The organism is Novosphingobium kunmingense (genome assembly GCF_002813245.1).
In the GTDB taxonomy this organism is placed as follows: domain Bacteria; phylum Pseudomonadota; class Alphaproteobacteria; order Sphingomonadales; family Sphingomonadaceae; genus Novosphingobium; species Novosphingobium kunmingense.
In genome coordinates, this window is the sequence record NZ_PHUF01000004.1 from 98,396 (window position 1) to 116,301 (window position 17,906).

A 17,906-nucleotide genomic window follows, 5' to 3' on the forward strand; every position below is an offset into this window, starting at 1 on the left:
TCAAGCCCCATGCTGCACCTGCGAAAACTCCGCGCGAGCCGGTCGGTCCGATCAGGCCCAATCCTGCCCGCCGTCAAGCAGATCGAGCAGCGTGGTGACTACCTCGGGATCGCCGGCAAAACCAAAATGGGTGCAGCGCAGGGCGATCGCGCGATCGCGTTGATCGGCGAGCCCGCGCGCGCAGCGCGGCGCGACGATACCGTCGCGCGGGCTCCACAGAGCGACCGTCGGCACCGGCGGTTTGTCGGCGTAGTGGACGTCCATCGGCGGGGCATCGACCGCATGGCCGGTAACCAGATGGTACGTCCGCCAGGCGTTGTTGGCGTGGGGACTGCCGGAAAACGGCGTGCCCATGGTTATCACGCCGCTGACCGCCTGGGGCCGGCGGTGCGCCAGTTCGCGCGCCATGATCCCGCCCAGACTCCACCCGATCAGCACGACAGGCTGGCGGGCCTTGGCGCAGATCCGCTCGAGGTTGTCGACCTGCCGCTCGAACTGCACCGGATCGGCACCGAGATTGCGCCCCGCTCCCCAATCGTAGACCTTGTGTCCGGCCTGCTGCAGAGCTGCTTCGAGATGGCGCATCGCGCGCGGGTGCGCGGCAAAGCCGGGCAGCAGCATCACGTGCCGCCGTACCGCCGCCTTGGGCACGGCAAGTTCAGGAGGCTTGCGCTTGGGCAGGATGCGCAGCCCTTCGCCGAGCCACAGCCGCAGCGACGGCCCGCGCGCGCCTTGCGGCGCGGGCATGGTCGCCAGGCGGAGGCGCCGGGCCAGAGGTTCCTTGAGCGAGAGATTCATCGTGAGTAGTCCTGAAAGCCTTCTATCCTGCAACGCGCAGCCCGTCATCCGGTTGCCGACGGGTCACGCATGCCATTCGACCGGCCGCGTGAACGGCGCCTGTCCGCCCGCCGATTCGGCCGCGCCTGACCGGCCGGGACCGATTAGGTTTAAGTGATCGGTTAGTCCGCCCCGCGCAATGACGTTACGGCACGCAAGGACTTGCGGCGCAGCCTGCCCAAAGAGGCACCAGCCAAGGCAACGCGGGCCTTGCGGCGCGCGGAAAGCTGCGCCAATCTGCGCGCGAGAGCATAATCCGGAGAGAGCGCATGGACCTCGAATTCAGCCCCGAAGAGATCGCCTTCCGCGACGAGGTGCGGACCTTCATCACCGAAAACTATCCCGAGGAACTGCGCGGCAAGCAGGACGAAGGCGATGAGCTGACCAAGGAGGACTTCCTGTCCTGGCACCGTGTCCTGCACAAGAAGGGCTGGGTCGCCCCGGCATGGCCGGTCGAATACGGCGGCACCGGCTGGACCGTGACGCAGCGCTTCATCTTTTCCGAGGAAACCGCCCGCGCCGACTGCATCCGCCTGATGCCCTTCGGCCTGACCATGGTCGGCCCGGTGATCTACACCTTCGGCACGCCCGAACAGAAGGCCCATTTCCTGCCGCGCATCTTGTCGGGCGAGGACTGGTGGTGCCAGGGCTATTCGGAGCCCGGTTCGGGATCCGACCTTGCATCGCTGCGTACCAAGGCGGTGCGTGACGGCGATCACTACGTGGTCAACGGGCAGAAGACCTGGACCACCATGGCCCAGCACGCCGACTGGGGCTTCTTCCTCGTGCGCACCGACCCCGATGCCAAGATGCAGGAAGGGATCAGCTTCCTTCTGATCGACATGAAGACGCCGGGCATCGAAGTGCGTCCCATCATCACGCTCGGCGGCGAACACGAAGTCAACGAGGTGTTCCTCGACAACGTCAAGGTGCCGGTCGAAAACCGCGTCTTCGAGGAGAACAAGGGCTGGACCTGCGCCAAGTTCCTGCTCGCCCACGAGCGCGTCGGCATTGCCGGAGTGGCAGCATCGAAGCGCGGGATCGAAAAGATCAAGGACATCGCCCGGACCGAGATCGACGGCGACAAGCCGCTGCTCGCCAATCCGTTCTACCGTCGCAAGGTGGCCGAACTGGAAATGGACCTGACCGCGCTGGAGTTCACCGAACTGCGCACCCTGGCCGGTGAAGCGGCCGGCAAGGGCCCCGGCCCCGAAAGCTCGGTGCTCAAGATCAAGGGCAGCGAAATCCAGCAGCGCCTGACCGAACTGGCGCTCGAGGCGGCGGGCCACTACGGCGCGCCCTACTTCCGCGGCTTCGGCGAGGGCGACAACGAACACCCGATCGGTCCGGACTGGGCCCACCGCACCGCGCCGAGCTACTACAACATGCGCAAGACCACGATCTACGGCGGGTCGAACGAGATCCAGCGCAACATCATCGCGAAGATGGTTCTCGGCCTCTGAGCCGGCCCGGAGAGGATACTAGAATGGACCTGAGCTACACCGAAACGCAGGACATGCTGCGCGACACACTCGCGCGGTTCCTGGCCGACACTTATGACTTCGAAACTCGCAAGAAGATGATCGCCAGCCCCGAGGGGCGCGATCCCGGAATCTGGCGCGCGCTGTCTGCCGAGCTGGGCCTGACCAGCGCTCCGTTCGCCGAGGAATACGGCGGCATGGGTGGCGGCCATCTCGAAAACCTGATCATGATGGAGGAACTGGGCAAGGTCATCGCGATCGAGCCCTGGTTGCAGACCGTGGTGATCGGCGGCGGCGCGCTGCAGGCCGTGGGCGGCGCCGTGGCGTCCGAAGTGATCCCCCGGATCATCGCCGGCGACTGCGTGATCGCCTGGGCCTATGCCGAGCCGACCGGCCGCTACGACCTGGCGAATGTCGCGACCACGGCGAAGAAAGACGGGGCAGGCTATGTCCTGAGCGGACACAAGGCCGTGGTCTATGCCGCGCCGTGGGCCACGCACCTGCTCGTCACGGCCCGCACCGGCGGATCGCAGCGCGAGCGCGCAGGGGTCGACCTGTTCCTGGTCGACGCCAGGTCAACCGGCATTACTCGCCGCGACTACCCGACCGTCGACGGGTTCCGCGCGAGCGAGATCTATTTCGAGAACGTTGCCGTCCCGGCCGAAGCGCTGCTGCCCGGCGGAATCGACCTGATCGAACGGATCGCCGACGAAGCCGCCATGGCGGTCTGCGCCGAAGGCACCGGCATTGCGCGCAAGCTTCTCGAAGGCACGGTCGAATACACCAAGCAGCGCAAGCAGTTCGGCCAGCCGATCGGCAAGTTCCAGGCGCTCCAGCACCGCATGGCCGATATGCTCGTTGAAGCCGAACAGATCGCCTCGATGACGCTGATGGGCACACTCAAGCTCGGCCTTCCAGCGGTCGAACGCAAGGCCGCGGTCAGCCTCGCCAAGGCCAAGGTTGCCCGCTCGATCAAGTTCGTCGGCCAGTCGGCGATCCAGACCCACGGCGGCATCGGCATCACGATGGAGCTGGCGATCGGGCACTATTTCAAGCGCGCGACCATGATCGAGAACCAGTTCGGCAGCGCGGACGTCCACCTCGACCGGTATGAGGCGCTGACTCTCGCCGCCTAGGCCGATGGCAGGATCAGGGCGGCAAGGTTCTTCTTGCCATAGGGCCGGGCGATGAACAGTCGCCCGTCCCGCTCGACTGCGATGTCCGATCCGTCAGGCTGGCTGCAGACGAAGACGAGCGGGATGCCCTTCTCGTCCAATCTGCCGACCACGCATTCCAGGTCGCCGCCCTTCAACGTCCCGTCGACCAGCGCCCAGTCATAGGACCGGTGGGCCAAGCGCGCCAGCGCTTCGCCGCCATCAGCCGCGATGTGCACTTCGGGAAAACCCAGTTCAATCAGCACTTCGCGCGTGTCGAGCGCGATGAGCCCGTTGTCATCGACAACCAGCGCGCTCAATCCGGATGAGTGGGAATCGATGTGCATCTGGGGGGCTTTCCGCAAAGGGACGCTCAAACTGTAGCCTAGTCTACAGATCTGTCCGCTCACTAGTGCGCGCAACGCGGGAACAAAGCGCCGATCTCGCTCGTATCTGCGTGAGTTATGCATTCACGCAGGCACGCCATGACCGACGAAACCAACGACCTGTTGAGCGCGCTGTTCGAGGATCACCGAGTGCGGGTATCGACGCGCGTTGTCCGGCAGGTGCTGAACAAGGGCGACACGCTCTACGATCCGGGCGATACGATCGAGTATTGCTTCTTCCCGTGCGGCGCAGCCATGGCAACCTATTACGTGGTGATGGACGATGGCGCTGCGGTCGAGACGGCGACCGTGGGGCGCGAGGGGGCACTGGGCGGTATCGTCAGCCACGGCCGCCTGCCGGCCTTCGCCCGGTCGACCGTACTGCACGGCGGCACGTTCCTGAAGATCCCCTTGCGCGATCTCGAACAGCTCAAGGAGGACCTTCCGTCGCTGGGCCGGTTGTTCAACCGCTATGCCGACTGTTTCGTGGCGCAGGTGTTCCAGTCGGTCGCCTGCAACGCCACCCACACGATCGAGCAACGGGTCGCGCGCTGGCTGACTGCCGCGATCGAGCGCACCGGCACCAACGACATGGCGATCACGCAGGAACAGCTTGGCGAACTGCTCGGCGTCGGGCGGACCTATGCCAGTCGCGTCCTGCAACGCTTCAAGACGCGCGGCATCATCGACATCCGGCGCGGGCGACTGATCATCACCGACGAGGACGCGCTGCGGGCGACCGCCTGCTCATGCAACTCGGTGATTGCCGAGCATTTTTCCACCGTACTGGGCGGGATCTACCCCGAATAGGCCGAAAGTGCGCTGCGTCAGGCGTTGCGGGCCATCAGCCCGCCGTCGACCGGGATGACCGCACCGGTGACATAGCTTGCCGCCGGCAGGCACAGGCTCAGCGTCATGTGGGCTACTTCCTCGGGCAGGCCATAGCGGCGCAGCGCCGTGCGCCGATGGGCAAAGGTCGCCTTGTCGGCTTCGGGGACGTTGGCGGTCATCCCGGTGTCGATCGGTCCGGGGCAGATGCAGTTGACCGTGATCCCTTCCTTGCCCAGTTCCACCGCAAGCGCCCGCGTCAGGCCGGTGACGCCCGCCTTGGCGGCACAGTAGGGGCTGTCGCAGCTTGTCGCGCCCAGCGCTTCGGTCGAGGCGATGTTGACCACTCGCGGACAGGCCGATTTGCGCAGGTGCGGCAGCGCGGCACGGATAAGCCGCTGGTGCGCGGTCAGTAGCACGACGATGGCGCGGTCCCACACCGCATCGTAGTTGTCCGCATCGTCGATCGGACAGAAGGCGCTGATCCCCGCGTTGTTGACCAGGCAGTCGATGCCACCGAAGCGCGCCGCCACCTCTGCCACGCAGGATGCGATCGCCTGCGGATCGCTGACGTCGAGCGCCCACCCCTGCGCGTCGTGGCCCCTCGCCCGCAACGAGGCGGCGATGCCCTCGACCGCGTCGACCGAAAGGTCGGTAACGGCGACCCGGGCACCCGCCGCGGCAAAGACCTCTGCCGTGGCGCGGCCCATGCCGCTGGCTGCGCCGGTCACCAGCACGGTCAGCCCCTCGACCGAGCGGCTAAGATCCTGTCCCATCATCGTTCCCCGTCTTGTTCGGGGGAACTGTGGTGGTCGATCGCCCCGTTGTCGAGGTGCCGGCGCTACTTCTTGGGCGAGGCGCTGGCCTTGTCGTCCGGCGACGACGCAGCGGTCTTGAGCGCCGCGCTGGACGAGGCGATCAGCCCTGCCGCCTGGCTGCGCAGTCCCTGCATCCTCGAAACGCTCGACGTCAGCATCGAGGGGTCGGTGATGCCGTGCGAGGCGGTGAGAATCGAGTCGGCCTCTGTCAGCAAGGCGCGCACCCGGTCGGCGTTGTCCTTGCGAAGCTTGTGCGATTGCCGCTTGGCGCCCGAGGCGAACAGCCCCGGTTTCTCGACCTGGGTCATGCCCACCGCCTGGCTCGACATCTGCGCCACTTCGCTGCGGATCGAGCCTAGCTGCGCGCGCATCAGCGACAGGCGGTTCTGCGCCTTGGCGGTATCGGCAGCAGCCGCCGCCACGGCCGTCTTGGCCCCGGCTATCGCCGCAGCGACCGAAACTGCGCGAACCCGGCCATAGGCGCCCAACGCCTTCTGGCCGGCGGCAAAGGCGGCGGCGGCATCCGGTGCCTGCGCCGCGCCGTTGACAGCAGCAGCGAGTTCGGCACGCGGCCCCCGCGCACGGTTGAGTGCCCTGTCGACGCTCGCCGCGCCTTCGGCCGACAATTGCCGGTTGGCGGCCGCTGCGGTGCGTTCCTGGTCGGCGATCCAGCGGTTGGCGTCGGCGGTCAGGGCCGCACCCTGCGGCCTGACCAGCCCGACGGCCAGATCGCGAAGTTGCGTAACGGCGGCGGCATCGGCCGGGTTCGCCTGCAGCTGCGTCAGCAAGGGGACAAGCGATTGCTGACCCGCTTCCAACGCGGCGATCTCGCCTGCGGGACGGCGCGCATTGCGCGAGGCGGCGATCAGTGAAGTCAGGGCCTGGCCGATCTTCTGGCTGTCGACGCTCTGGCCAGCGACGGTGGCGGCCGGAACAGCAGCGGCAGCCGCAACGGCAGCGGGACTGCCCTCGGGCGCCTTGGCGACGGCAAAGCCCGGCGTGTCCTTGAGCGGCGCGCCGCCCTGCCCGCCCAGCATCGCATAGGCGCCGCCACCGGCCAGCGCGACAACGCCGACCAGCGCGGCGACGCGCGGCAGGACCGACCGCCGGGCTGGCGCCTTTTCGGCCGCCGGCTTGGCCGCGGGGGCGAACGCCTCGGTCCGCGCTGCAACGAGGGGTTCGGGCGCGATCTTTTCCGGTTCGGCGGCAAGCATCAGCCCATCGGCTTCGGCAGCCTCGACCGGAACGACGTCTTCGACAGGAAACTCGGGCGTATCCACGTCGATCACGTCGATGGCCGCGGCCGCAGCGACGGCCGGGGCAACCTTTTCGACCGGCGGCGGCGCGGCGCGGAGCGGTTCGGACGCAGGCGGCATTTCGCTTCGCGGCTTGACCGGAACCTTTCCGCCCGCTTCCTCCCACAGGCGCATGAGCGTCGCGGCGTGGGGTGCGGTCCTCTCGCGCAGCGCGTCGTAGCGTTCAAGCTGCCAGATGTGCCGATTGAGCGGCGCCGACCCTTCGGCGGCGCGAAGCTGACGCACCGCCGCGAGCGCCGCGGCATGCTTGCCGAGGTGTTCGGCGACGATCGCCTTCCATTCCAGCGCCAGCGGGTATTCGGGGTTGAGCATCAGCGCCTGGTCGATCGCCGCCTCGGCCTCCTGCCCCTCGCCTTCCAGGAGCAGTGACAGGCCGAGATTGGTCAGAGCGACGTAACGGCTGCTGTCATAGGGCGAAAGCCTGTCCTGCCGGCGATAGGCCTCGACCGCCTCCGCAGTACGGCCAAGCATGCGATAGCTGTCGCCAAGGATCCGGTGCGAGGTCGGAGAAACCGGCCAGAGGTCCACTGTCCGGCGCGCGAGGCGCAGGCAGATCTCGTATTCGCCGAGGCCCTGATAGGCGCCGGCCAGCGCCATGAGTACGGTCGGGTTGTTGCCGTCGAGCCGCATCGCCTGGCGGGTGGTGGCCTGGATCTCGCGGATCTGCTCGGCATCGGGCGTAGTTCCCCGGCTTTCCGCCAGGGCCGCTAGGGCCGATGCGAGGATTGCCTGGGCAAGCCCGCTATCGGGCGCACCCTCGACCGCGGCGCGCGCCTCGTCGATGGCGGCCAGGATGCTCTTTTCGTCGTCGCGGCGGGCGAGTGCCGAAGCGCGCAGGATACGGTCGGTAGGGCTGTACGGCGCCTTGCGGGCAAGGGCGTGCGATTCCTCGCGCGCGACGATCTGTTCGGCCAATTGCAGTGCCACCGCCACCGGCAGCGCATCGTGCGAGGTATCCACCTCGTCCGGGCTGGCGTTCATCCGGCCCGACCACAGCACATTGCCGCTGATCCCGTCGACGAGCTGGACGGTAAGCCGCGTTCCGGCGCCGCTGCTTTGCAGCTTGCCCTCGACCAGGTAGCGCGCATCGACCTGGCGGCCGATGGCCTTGTGCTCGACAGACTTGTTGCGCCAAGGCGCCATTGTCCCGGCGGCAATCACCCGGATGAAGCGGTTGTAAGCCAGTTCCCGGGTCAGGTCCTCGGTCAGATCCTCGGCCTCGATTTCCAGTTCAGGGTCGCCGGCGCGGCAAGTGAACGGCAGCACGGCAACGCCGGCACGATCATCGGCCGGGGCGGCGGGTTCGGCTATCGGGCCCGGCGCGGCCGCGACGGGAGCGGAAGTCGCCGCAGGCCGCGTCTGCCGCGGAGCAGCGCTGCTTTCCTTGCCGATGCGGCGGGCGACATCGGCAATAAAGGCAGTCCACTTGGGATCGGTGGTGTCGCCGCACCATCCGGACATGTCGGTTGTCTGCTTGAGTTCGAACATCACCGGACGTTCGCAATCCTCGATCATCACCGGCATCAGGCGCTGGCCGCGATCGGCGATCGTAGCTTCGGCGCGGACCCAGCGTGAATTGACCGAGCGCGGCGACCACAGCACGACGACAGCCTTCGACTTGCGCAGCGCATCCTCGGTGACAGCGTCGTAATCCTCGCCCGAGCGCAGGGTGGCATCCCACCAGACTTCGAACCCGGCATCGGTGAAGGCGTCGGCATAGGCCTGCGCGAAGGCCGCATCCTCGCGATTGTAGGAAATGAAGATATCCGGAACGCTCATCATACCCCCGCAACGGGCGCGAGAGCGATCCCACAGTTGGCCGCCGTTGCACCCAGATCCTTGTAGAACGCGATCGTTACGCGTCAGATTCGGCGGCCCTTATGGTGGAAATATCCCTTAGATCTGCGGCGATGGCAAGACCCATGACGCAAGTGCGAAAGGATTCGTCTCGGCGTGGGACTCGCCAAAGAGCCCCGCCAAGAAGTCAGGGCAGGACGGCAAGCCGCCGCTCGGCCGCGACGTGGACCACCCGCATGCGCGACAGGATGTGGGCCTGGGCCGGCGGCAGGACACGGTCGGCCGGCCCCTCGATCAGCGCCGCGGCAATGCGCCGTTCGGCGAGTGCCCGGTCAAGGGCGACTGTGGAACCGGTCTGCCGGATGCGTTCGCCGTAGAGGAAATAGTCGAGCGCAAACCCTTTGCCCGCCCAATAGCACAGCGCCTGAACCTCGCAGGCGACCGGGCCCGGCAGCGCGGCAACCCGCGCGACGGCGTCGGCGCTGGCGGCAAGCCGCTCTGACCGCGAACCCAGTTCCTGCGCGCTGGCGACGATCCCGAACGCAACCAGCACCAGCGCGACCAGCCCGACAAGCAGCGGTGCCCAGCGTTCGGCCCGCACGGGCGGCACCGGCGCGTCAAGTCCCGCGCCAAGGGCCAACGCAGCCATGGCCAGGGCCTCGAACCAGGCATTCACATCGACGCCGGCGCCGCTGCCCTGCACCACGGCCAGAGCCGTGGCGATCGCCACCCCGGCGAGGATCGCATCGCCGCGTCGATCGATCCGGCGCCAGGCCAGAAGACGCCAGGACGCGGCCAGCAGCGGCAGGAACAAGACGCCGATCACGGCGTGGAGCGCCATGCGGTGCAGCGAGTAGCTGCGCGGCGCGCCGGTAATGTCGGCGATCATGGCGCCTTCAAAGACCATTCGGTCGAGCAGCCATAGCGCAGGCAGTACCGCCAAGCCCAGCGCGACCCAGACCGCGAAGCTCCGGCGATCGTGGAGCAGCAGGTAGAGCGCGGCGGCAGCCGGAATCGCCAGCGCGTTGTGCTTGACCAGCAGCGCCGCGCCCATGAGCAAAGCCGAGCAGATCGCCGCGCCAAGGCTCAATCGCCCGGTGGCCGGCCACAAGACCGCCGCCAGTCCTGCCATGGACAGCGCCAGGCTCAGCCACTGGGGATCGTTCATCGCCAGATAGCCGCGAAAGACGCTGGCTGCGAACAGCAGCACGGCCAGCGCGCCGACTGCAGCCGCAAGACGATGCCCGGTCAGCCGGCGCGCGATCAGGGCGACCAGACCCGCCACAGCCAGCAGCGAGGCCAGCGCGACGATCCGGCCGGCCAGGATCATGTCGCCAAGCCCCTCGCCCAGCGCGCCGACGAGATAGAACGACAGCGGCGGATAGTTGTTGGAGACCAGAGCGCCTGGTGGCGGGTAGAGGGGGCCAGCCCCCATCGCAGCGACAGCCTGGAATGCGTTCCAGCCTTCGTTCGGATCGAGCGACAGGCGGTCAGCGATCGGCAGCAGCCGGGTCGCGATCAGGCCCCCCGTGACCAGCGCCAGCGCCAGCACGATCCGCCGGATCGGTGCGCGGTCAAGCCAGCACGCGCCCGCCGGGGCAGTGTCCATCAGACGATCCGCAGGACGAAGACCGTCGTCAGGTGAAGCGCCAGCAGTCCCAGCGAAAGCTTGGGGATCAAGCGGTTGCGGTTGAGCAGCGAGAGGATGCCAAGCACCACGGAAATCGAGATCAGCGCATCGATCGTGTAAAGCGCATTGAACACGCTGTAGACGATGTTCACCACGGTCGACATCAGCGACACCCAGCCGCAGACGTCGCGCGGGTCGAGCCGCCGGATTTCGATGACGTCGAGATCGTCCATGGTCTGCACTGCCCAACCCGCGCGCGGTCCCTTCCGCGAACGACCGTGTTACGCAGCCGTCATCGCCAAATCAAGCGCCGGCCCTGTCGCGTTCATCTTAGCCCCATTGCGGAACAAACCGCAAACTCCCATATTCCCCGCTTATGGCTGAACTGATCATTCGCCGGGGTCTTGCCGAACCGGACACCTCGGGCGCCTTCGTGCCGCACAAGCCGGCGCGCCCGGAAAAAAGCGATGGCGGTCGCCGCTTCGAAATCGTGTCCGATTACCAGCCGGCGGGCGATCAGCCGACCGCGATCGCCGATCTGGTCGCCGGCATCGGCAACGACGATCGCACCCAGGTGCTGCTGGGCGTTACCGGATCGGGCAAGACCTTCACCATGGCTCAGGTGATCGAGGCAACCCAGCGTCCGGCGCTGATTCTCGCTCCCAACAAGATCCTCGCCGCGCAGCTCTATGGCGAAATGAAGAGCTTCTTTCCCAATAACGCGGTCGAATATTTCGTTTCCTACTACGACTACTACCAGCCCGAGGCCTATGTGCCGCGGTCGGATACCTACATCGAGAAGGAAAGCTCGGTGAACGAGGCGATCGACCGGATGCGCCATTCGGCCACCCGCGCGCTGCTCGAGCGCGACGACGTGATCATCGTCGCCTCGGTCTCGTGCCTTTACGGCATCGGCTCGGTCGAAACCTATTCGGCCATGGTCTTCGACATCAAGGCTGGCGAAACGGTCGACCAGCGCGAACTGATCCGCAAGCTGGTCGCCCTGCAGTACAAGCGCAACGACGCCGCCTTTGCGCGCGGCAACTTCCGCGTTCGGGGCGACAACCTCGAGCTGTTTCCTTCGCACTACGAAGACATGGCATGGCGGGTCTCGTTCTTCGGGGACGAGATCGAAAGTATCGTCGAATTCGATCCGCTGACAGGAAAGGCCGGTAACGCACTGAAATCGGTGCGGGTCTATGCCAATTCGCACTATGTCACACCGGGACCGACGATGAAGCAGGCCGCCGACGCGATCCGCTTCGAGCTGGCCGAGCGGCTTAAAGAGCTGGAGGCAGAGGGCAAGCTCTTGGAGCACCAGCGGCTGGAACAGCGCACCAATTTCGACCTTGAGATGATCGCGGCCACGGGCAGCTGCGCGGGGATCGAGAACTATTCGCGCTTCCTAACCGGCCGTCTGCCGGGCGAACCGCCGCCGACCCTGTTCGAGTACCTGCCCGACAATGCGCTGCTGTTCGTCGATGAAAGCCACCAGACCGTGCCGCAGATCGGTGCGATGAGCAAAGGCGACCATCGGCGCAAAATCACGCTGGCCGAATACGGCTTCCGCCTGCCCAGCTGCATCGACAACCGCCCGCTGCGTTTCAACGAATGGGATGCGATGCGGCCCCAGACAGTCGCGGTGTCAGCCACCCCCGGCGGCTGGGAAATGGAACAGTCGGGCGGGGTCTTTGCCGAACAGGTCATCCGTCCCACCGGGCTGATCGACCCGCCGGTGACGATCCGCCCGGTCGAGGACCAGGTGCAGGACTGTATCGAGGAATGCCGCCAGACTGCGGCCAAGGGCTATCGCACGCTCGTCACGACGCTGACCAAGCGGATGGCCGAGGATCTGACCGAATTCATGCACGAGGCGGGGCTGCGCGTGCGCTACATGCATTCCGACGTGGAAACGCTGGAACGTATCGAACTTATCCGCGACCTGCGGCTTGGCGTCTATGACGTGCTGGTCGGAATCAACCTGCTGCGCGAGGGGCTCGACATTCCCGAATGCGGCCTGGTCTGCATTCTCGATGCCGACAAGGAAGGTTTCCTGCGCAGCGAAACGTCGCTCATCCAGACCATCGGCCGCGCCGCGCGCAACGTCGACGGGCGGGTGATCCTCTACGCCGACCGGATCACCGGGTCGATGGAACGGGCCATGGCGGAAACCGATCGCCGACGCGAAAAGCAGCACCAGTACAACCTCGAACACGGCATCACGCCCGAAACGATCAAGCGCAACATCCACGACATCGTCGCCGATACCGCAAGCCGCGACGGCGTTCTGGTCGAGATCGAGGCGGAAGGCGCCAACAACCTCGTCGGCCACAACCTGCGCGCCTATATCGAGGAGCTCGAAAAGAAGATGCGCAATGCTGCCGCCGACCTCGAATTCGAGGAAGCCGGACGCCTGCGCGACGAGATCCGCCGCCTCGAAGCCGACGAACTGGGCATCCCCGATCCCGACAAGCGCGCGCCGATCATCGGACGCAGTAACGAGGGCAAGCCGGGAACGCGCAAAGGACGGTTCGGACGGGAGACCCGCAAAGGGAAATGGGCGCGCTAGTCCGGCTTGGCGCGCGATTGCCGCCTGGCTGATCGCCTGATCACACCTTTCCGAACCTGCTCTCGAACCCGCCGACATCCCCGTCTGCCAGGAGCCGTGCCTGTTCGACCCAATTGTCCTTGGCCGGGCGGCCGGCAAAGGCACCAAGCTTGCTGTCGAGTTCGACCAGATCAGCTTCGGTCATGGCGGCGATCTGGGCGAAGGTGGTGATGCCAAGCGTGGGCAGCAGCGCCTGCAGCTTCGGACCCAGTCCCTTGATCCGGGACAAGTCGTCGCTGCGATCGATCTCTGCCGCCTCGGCTTCCTCCACCACGTCCTGCGCGCCGACGGCGACGGCCTCCGCCACCCCGCCGAGCACGCCGGCGCCGGGTAGCGGGGTGATGATCTGGGCGGCGGGCGGCGCATCGATCAACGCCTGGTTGCGCTGCGCGGGGCCCACGCCTTCGTCAAGCACGTCGGGTCGGTACTCGCGCTTGCGCGGCGCGCTGGTGGCGCGGCCGAAAAGCCACCAGGCGACCAGCAGCGCGGCGACCAGCACCACGGCCAGGACCAGCCAGTTCGCCTCGATAATCTCAAGCATCCCCTGCTCCATCGTTCAGATCGTCACGCACCCACGTTGCGGCGAAACAGCACGCGGTCCTCCGCACCGAAGCCCTTGTGCCAGATGACGAAGCCATAGGCCAAGAGGATAGCCGGGATGCCGAGCGACAGTTCCGCCCATTCGGGCAGGAACGAGGTGGCCGCCCAGCCAATCACAACGGCCGGCGCCGCCGCCCAGATCAGCGGCCAGCGCCAGTTGTTGACCGACTGCTGCAGGAACCGCGCCAGCATCCGCGACTTGACCCACGAAGCCAGGCCCAGCGCGACCATCAGACCCGCGCCGGCCATCGCCGCCTTGTAGTTGTCGTTGAGGCCGAGCTGCTCGACCAGCTTAATCAGACTGATCGTCGCCCCGGCCTGGACCACCAGGGTGGCCAGGCTGATCCACAGGTTCTGCATTCGCTTGACGTAGATCAGCACGGCCTCGCTGACGACCGCGGTCGCCGCGGAAACCTCGGCCGCAAGAAGGAAGCACAGCGCCGCCGTGCCGCCGACGAACATCGGTCCGACCAGGCCCATCACGCCTTCGCCCGGCATTCCCAGCGCCAGCGCGACCCCGGCCTGCGCGGCAGTGATCCAGAAGCCCACCTGGCAGACCTGCCGGGCAATCGCCTCATAGTTCTTTTCCTTGAGGTTTCGGGTGATAACCGGTCCGAGGATCGGCTCGAAGCTGGTCTTCAGCTTCTGCGGAACCGAGGCAATCTGCTGCGCGACGTAATAGACCCCGACTGCCTTGTCCCCGGCAAAGAAGCCCAGAAGGTAGATGTCGAAACGCCGAGTGCCCCATTCGACCGCGTCGGCGGCAGCGAGCGGCAGGTTGACCAGCGCCAGTTGACCGATTTCCAACGGCTTGGGCTTCCACTGGTGAGGCAGGCCATAGGTCTTGAACATCGGCCACAGCGCGGTGATCGCCGCGGCCATGACCGACAGGTTGTAGGCGATCAGCATCCCCGACTCGCGGTCGACGAAAAACAGGATCCCCGAGAGGATCGACAGGGTCCACGGTTCGACCAATGCGCGCGAGCGCACCGAGGTGGCGATATCGAAGCGATAGGCCTGTGCCGCTAGCGCGATCTCGGTCAGCGTCAGCGGCAGGATCGCCAGCACGACCAGCCGTTCCGCCTGGGTATAGGCGCCGCTGAACATGATGTCGGGCAAAAGATAGATGATCCCGCTGGCCAGCAGCGCCAGCGATCCGCCCAGCAGCATCGCGTCTGCCACGGTGTTGGCGGGATGCTCGCGATCGTGGCTGAGCCGCATGGCGAGCCCGCGTTTCTGTCCCAACGTGCAAAGCTGCGCTGCCAGTTCGACCACGACCAGCGCCAGGGCGAAGCGGCCGAGCGATTCAGCACCGTAAAGGCGGCCGGCGATGAACAGGAACGGCAAGCGCGCCGCCAGCCGCAGCAGGAACCCGAAAAAATTCGTGCGCCCGCCCTTGGCCAGCGCCTGGATGTCTTTTTGCTGCTGGTCGGGGGCAGCGCGATCGTCGCTCACGCGCTCTCGCCTTCGGCTTTCAGCGGACGGGACAGAAGATCGGACACCACGCCGTGCGCTGGCATCGCGCCGCTGAGCAGGCCATTAACAGCGGCGACGATCGGCATCGAAACGCCTTCGCGCCGCGCCAGGTCGGCAAGGACCGGCGCGGTGTGCGCGCCTTCGGCCACGCTGTTCTTGCCGGCCAGCGCATCGGCTGCGCTCATCCCCTCGCCCAGCCCCTTGCCGAGCGAAAAGTTGCGGCTCGACATGGAGGAGCAGGTCAGGACCAGGTCGCCAAGGCCGCACAGCCCTGCCAGCGTTTCCGCCCGCGCGCCGCGGGCAAGGCCGAAGCGGACCATTTCGGCATAGCCGCGGGCAATCAGCGCCGCCCGGGCATTCTGGCCGAGACCCAGCCCTTCGACCACGCCGCAGGCGATCGCCAGCACGTTCTTGACCGCGCCGCCGATTTCCGCGCCAATGACGTCGTCGGAATAATAGGGCCGCAGCATCGGACGCGAAATGACCGGGGCAAGCCGGTACCACTGCTCTTCGCCGCCGCCGCAGGCCAGCGTGACTGCCGTCGGCAGGCCGGCAGCCACCTCGTGGGCGAAGGTCGGGCCGGACAGGACCGCAATCGCGGCATCGGGCGCGGCCTGCGCGGCAACGTCGGACATCAGGCGGCCCGAACCGGCCTCGATCCCCTTGGAACACAGGACAAGGTCGCGCCGCGCCGCGGGCAGGCCGGACAGCACGCGGGCCAGATGCTGCGCCGGGGTGACGACCAGCAGCACCGGCAAATCCGCCAGGTCTGCAAGGTCGGCCGTCGCACGGATCGACGGAGCGAGCCGTGCCGAGGGCAGGAACAGGCTGTTGGTTCGTGCCGCATTGATCTCCTCGACCAGTTCGGCCTCGCGCGCCCAGAGCAGGACCGGACTGCCATCGCTGGCGAGGCTCTGCGCAAGGGCGGTGCCCCAGGCGCCGGCCCCGATGACGCCGACCGCCGGCATCACGCCTTGACCCCCGCGCCGCGCACTGGCGCGGCTTCGGGATCGAGCGGCCAGCGTGGCCTGGCGGCGATGTCGAGCGGGTCGGACGCGAAATGCGGCGCGGCCAGACGTTCCTGCCCCGCCCAGGCGATCATCGCGGCGTTGTCGGTGCACAGCGCGAGCGGCGGCGCGACGAAGGGCAGGCCGAACTCGCCCGCCAGTGCCTCAAGCGCGGCGCGGACCGCCTTGTTCGCGGCAACCCCGCCGGCGACGACCAGCGCGGTCACTGCGTCGCTTTCCGCCAGAGCGCGGCGGGTGCGGTCGATCACGCAATCGATCGCGGCCTGCTGGAACGACGCGGCGATATCAGCGGCGGCGTGGGTCTGGGCCTCGCGCGCCCGCAACACCGCACTCTTGAGGCCGGCGAAAGAGAAGTGCGGCTCGGCGCTGCCCAGCAGCGGCCGCGGCAGGGGAACCTTCGCGGCATCGCCGTCGCGCGCGATCCGCTCGACCGCCGGACCGCCGGGGAAGCCGAGTCCGAGGATCTTGGCGGTCTTGTCGAACGCCTCGCCCAGCGCATCGTCGATGGTGGTCGCCAGGCGGCGGTATTGTCCGACGCCCTCGACCCGCAGGATCTGGCAATGCCCACCCGAGACCAGCAGCAGAAGATAGGGAAATTGCAGGGTGCGATCGGCCAGCCGCGGCGACAGGGCATGGCCTTCGAGGTGGTTGATCGCGATCAGCGGCTTGTCGGCGGCAAGGCTCAGCGCCTTGGCCGTAACAAGCCCGACCATCACTCCGCCGATCAGTCCGGGTCCAGCCGTTGCCGCGATCGCATCGACATCTCCGAGCGTGACGCCGGCATCGTCCAGCGTCGCGGCAATCAGCGGGGTCAACCGTTCGGAATGGGCGCGGGCGGCAATTTCGGGGACCACGCCGCCATAAGGACGGTGTGCGTCGTCCTGCGAGGCGATGCGCTGCGCGACGATGCGCCGGCCTTCGTCGACCAGCGCCGCCGCGGTTTCGTCGCACGACGATTCAATGCCCAAAACCAGCCCCATTGTTCTTCCCCTTAGTGCCATTGCGGGCTAGCACAAGCCGCGCATGACCCACCGTCCCCTGAAACTCGGCACCCGCCGGTCGCCCCTTGCCATGGCCCAGGCCGAAGAGGCGCGCGACCGCCTGCTGGCCGCCCATCCGGGGCTGGCGGTAGAGATCGTCCCCGTCACCGCCAGCGGAGACAGGGTCACGGGATCGCTGGCCGATGCCGGCGGCAAGGCCTTGTGGACCAAGGAGCTCGACGCCTGGCTGCTGGCTGGCACGATCGATTTCGCGGTCCATTCTGCCAAGGACGTCGAGACGATCCGCCCCGACGGCATCGCCATCGCCGCCGTCCTCCCGCGCGAGGACGTGCGCGACGTGCTGGTCGGCGTGGCCAGTCTGAGCGACCTTCCGCCGGGCGCGCGGATCGGCACCAGCGCGCCGCGCCGCGCCGCCCTGGCGCTGCACCAGCGCCCCGATTGCGAAGTCGTGACCTTCCGTGGCAACATCCAGACCCGCCTGGCCAAGCTGGCCGCGGGCGAGGCCGATGCGACCCTGCTGGCGCTGGCCGGGCTCAACCGCACCGGCCAGTCCACAGTCGGCACGCCGCTTGATCCCGGCACTTGGATCCCCGCGCCGGGCCAAGGCTGCATCGCCATCGAATGCCGCGCCGACGACGAAGCCACCCGGGCGACACTTGCCGCCATCGACGATGCAGTCAGCAATGAGGCGCTCCACGCCGAACGCCGCCTGCTCGCGGCGCTGGGCGGCAACTGCCACAGCCCCGTCGCCGCCGTGTCCGACCGCCATGGCGACACGATCACCCTGCGCGCCGCCTTGTTCAGCCCCGACGGGCAGCAGCGGGTCGATGGTTCGCTGACCTTTCCAGCGCGCGACGCCGATGGTCCGGCGGCGCTGGCCGCCGATCTCCTGGCCCGCGCCGCGCCCGCCATCGCCGAACATTTCGCAGGTCCGCAAGGAGACTGA

At 67.3% G+C, this 17,906-nt stretch carries 15 protein-coding genes; 5 read left to right on the forward strand and 10 right to left on the reverse strand.

Annotated features, from left to right (window positions below):
- Positions 1-51: 51 nt before the first annotated feature.
- Positions 52-798, reverse strand: a complete 747-nt coding sequence (locus B0I00_RS09955; protein ID WP_100867267.1) for an alpha/beta fold hydrolase — start codon at positions 796-798, stop codon at positions 52-54.
- 308 nt (positions 799-1,106) lie between these two features.
- Here B0I00_RS09955 and B0I00_RS09960 point away from each other — a divergent pair, with 308 nt between their 5' ends.
- The gene (locus tag B0I00_RS09960; protein WP_100867268.1) at positions 1,107-2,300 is read left to right on the forward strand and encodes an acyl-CoA dehydrogenase family protein; all 1,194 of its coding nucleotides are present in this window, start codon (positions 1,107-1,109) and stop codon (positions 2,298-2,300) included.
- Between the two features lie 23 nt (positions 2,301-2,323).
- On the forward strand, positions 2,324-3,454 hold the full coding sequence (locus B0I00_RS09965) for an acyl-CoA dehydrogenase family protein (RefSeq protein WP_100867269.1): 1,131 nt from the start codon (positions 2,324-2,326) through the stop codon (positions 3,452-3,454).
- Here the strand turns inward: B0I00_RS09965 and B0I00_RS09970 are convergent.
- Entirely contained in the window at positions 3,451-3,819 is a 369-nt protein-coding gene (locus tag B0I00_RS09970) for a response regulator (RefSeq protein ID WP_100867270.1), read from the reverse strand. The genes B0I00_RS09965 and B0I00_RS09970 overlap by 4 nt on opposite strands.
- A 138-nt stretch (positions 3,820-3,957) precedes the next feature.
- Here B0I00_RS09970 and B0I00_RS09975 point away from each other — a divergent pair, with 138 nt between their 5' ends.
- Positions 3,958-4,668, forward strand: a complete 711-nt coding sequence (locus tag B0I00_RS09975) for a Crp/Fnr family transcriptional regulator (RefSeq protein ID WP_232730185.1) — start codon at positions 3,958-3,960, stop codon at positions 4,666-4,668.
- Between the two features lie 17 nt (positions 4,669-4,685).
- On the opposite strand, the gene B0I00_RS09980 is transcribed toward B0I00_RS09975, so the two are convergent.
- The 4 genes from B0I00_RS09980 to B0I00_RS09995 all read right to left on the reverse strand — a co-directional run bounded on the left by B0I00_RS09980 (position 4,686) and on the right by B0I00_RS09995 (position 10,480).
- Positions 4,686-5,462: an SDR family NAD(P)-dependent oxidoreductase gene (locus B0I00_RS09980; protein WP_232730186.1), complete on the reverse strand. Its 777-nt coding sequence runs from the start codon at positions 5,460-5,462 to the stop codon at positions 4,686-4,688.
- A 65-nt stretch (positions 5,463-5,527) separates the two neighbouring features.
- On the reverse strand, positions 5,528-8,599 hold the full coding sequence (locus B0I00_RS09985; RefSeq protein ID WP_198519206.1) for a TIR domain-containing protein: 3,072 nt from the start codon (positions 8,597-8,599) through the stop codon (positions 5,528-5,530).
- 205 nt (positions 8,600-8,804) lie between these two features.
- Positions 8,805-10,226, reverse strand: coding sequence for a hypothetical protein (locus tag B0I00_RS09990; RefSeq protein WP_100867274.1), 1,422 nt, complete (start codon positions 10,224-10,226; stop codon positions 8,805-8,807).
- Positions 10,226-10,480, reverse strand: coding sequence for a hypothetical protein (locus B0I00_RS09995; protein WP_100867275.1), 255 nt, complete (start codon positions 10,478-10,480; stop codon positions 10,226-10,228). Before B0I00_RS09995 ends, B0I00_RS09990 begins: the two co-directional genes overlap by 1 nt.
- Before the next feature lie 143 nt (positions 10,481-10,623).
- On the opposite strand from B0I00_RS09995, the gene uvrB reads away from it, so the two are divergent.
- Positions 10,624-12,816, forward strand: coding sequence for an excinuclease ABC subunit UvrB (uvrB, locus tag B0I00_RS10000; protein ID WP_100867276.1), 2,193 nt, complete (start codon positions 10,624-10,626; stop codon positions 12,814-12,816).
- A gap of 40 nt (positions 12,817-12,856) precedes the next feature.
- Here uvrB and B0I00_RS10005 read toward each other — a convergent pair whose 3' ends face one another.
- From B0I00_RS10005 to tsaD, 4 genes are read right to left on the reverse strand one after another with little or no spacing between them, the layout of a single operon-like run.
- On the reverse strand, positions 12,857-13,396 hold the full coding sequence (locus tag B0I00_RS10005; RefSeq protein WP_100867734.1) for a hypothetical protein: 540 nt from the start codon (positions 13,394-13,396) through the stop codon (positions 12,857-12,859).
- 23 nt (positions 13,397-13,419) lie between these two features.
- Positions 13,420-14,910, reverse strand: a complete 1,491-nt coding sequence (locus tag B0I00_RS10010; RefSeq protein ID WP_232730187.1) for a lipopolysaccharide biosynthesis protein — start codon at positions 14,908-14,910, stop codon at positions 13,420-13,422.
- A complete protein-coding gene (locus B0I00_RS10015) occupies positions 14,907-15,899 on the reverse strand; it encodes an NAD(P)H-dependent glycerol-3-phosphate dehydrogenase (protein ID WP_100867277.1) in 993 nt (330 codons plus the stop codon). The genes B0I00_RS10010 and B0I00_RS10015 overlap by 4 nt, the downstream gene beginning before the upstream one ends.
- On the reverse strand, positions 15,899-16,939 hold the full coding sequence (tsaD, locus tag B0I00_RS10020; RefSeq protein WP_100867278.1) for a tRNA (adenosine(37)-N6)-threonylcarbamoyltransferase complex transferase subunit TsaD: 1,041 nt from the start codon (positions 16,937-16,939) through the stop codon (positions 15,899-15,901). The genes B0I00_RS10015 and tsaD overlap by 1 nt, the downstream gene beginning before the upstream one ends.
- 43 nt (positions 16,940-16,982) lie before the next feature.
- Between tsaD and hemC the strand changes: the two genes are divergently transcribed.
- Complete coding sequence (gene hemC, locus B0I00_RS10025) at positions 16,983-17,906, forward strand: hydroxymethylbilane synthase (RefSeq protein ID WP_100867279.1); 924 nt, start codon at positions 16,983-16,985, stop codon at positions 17,904-17,906.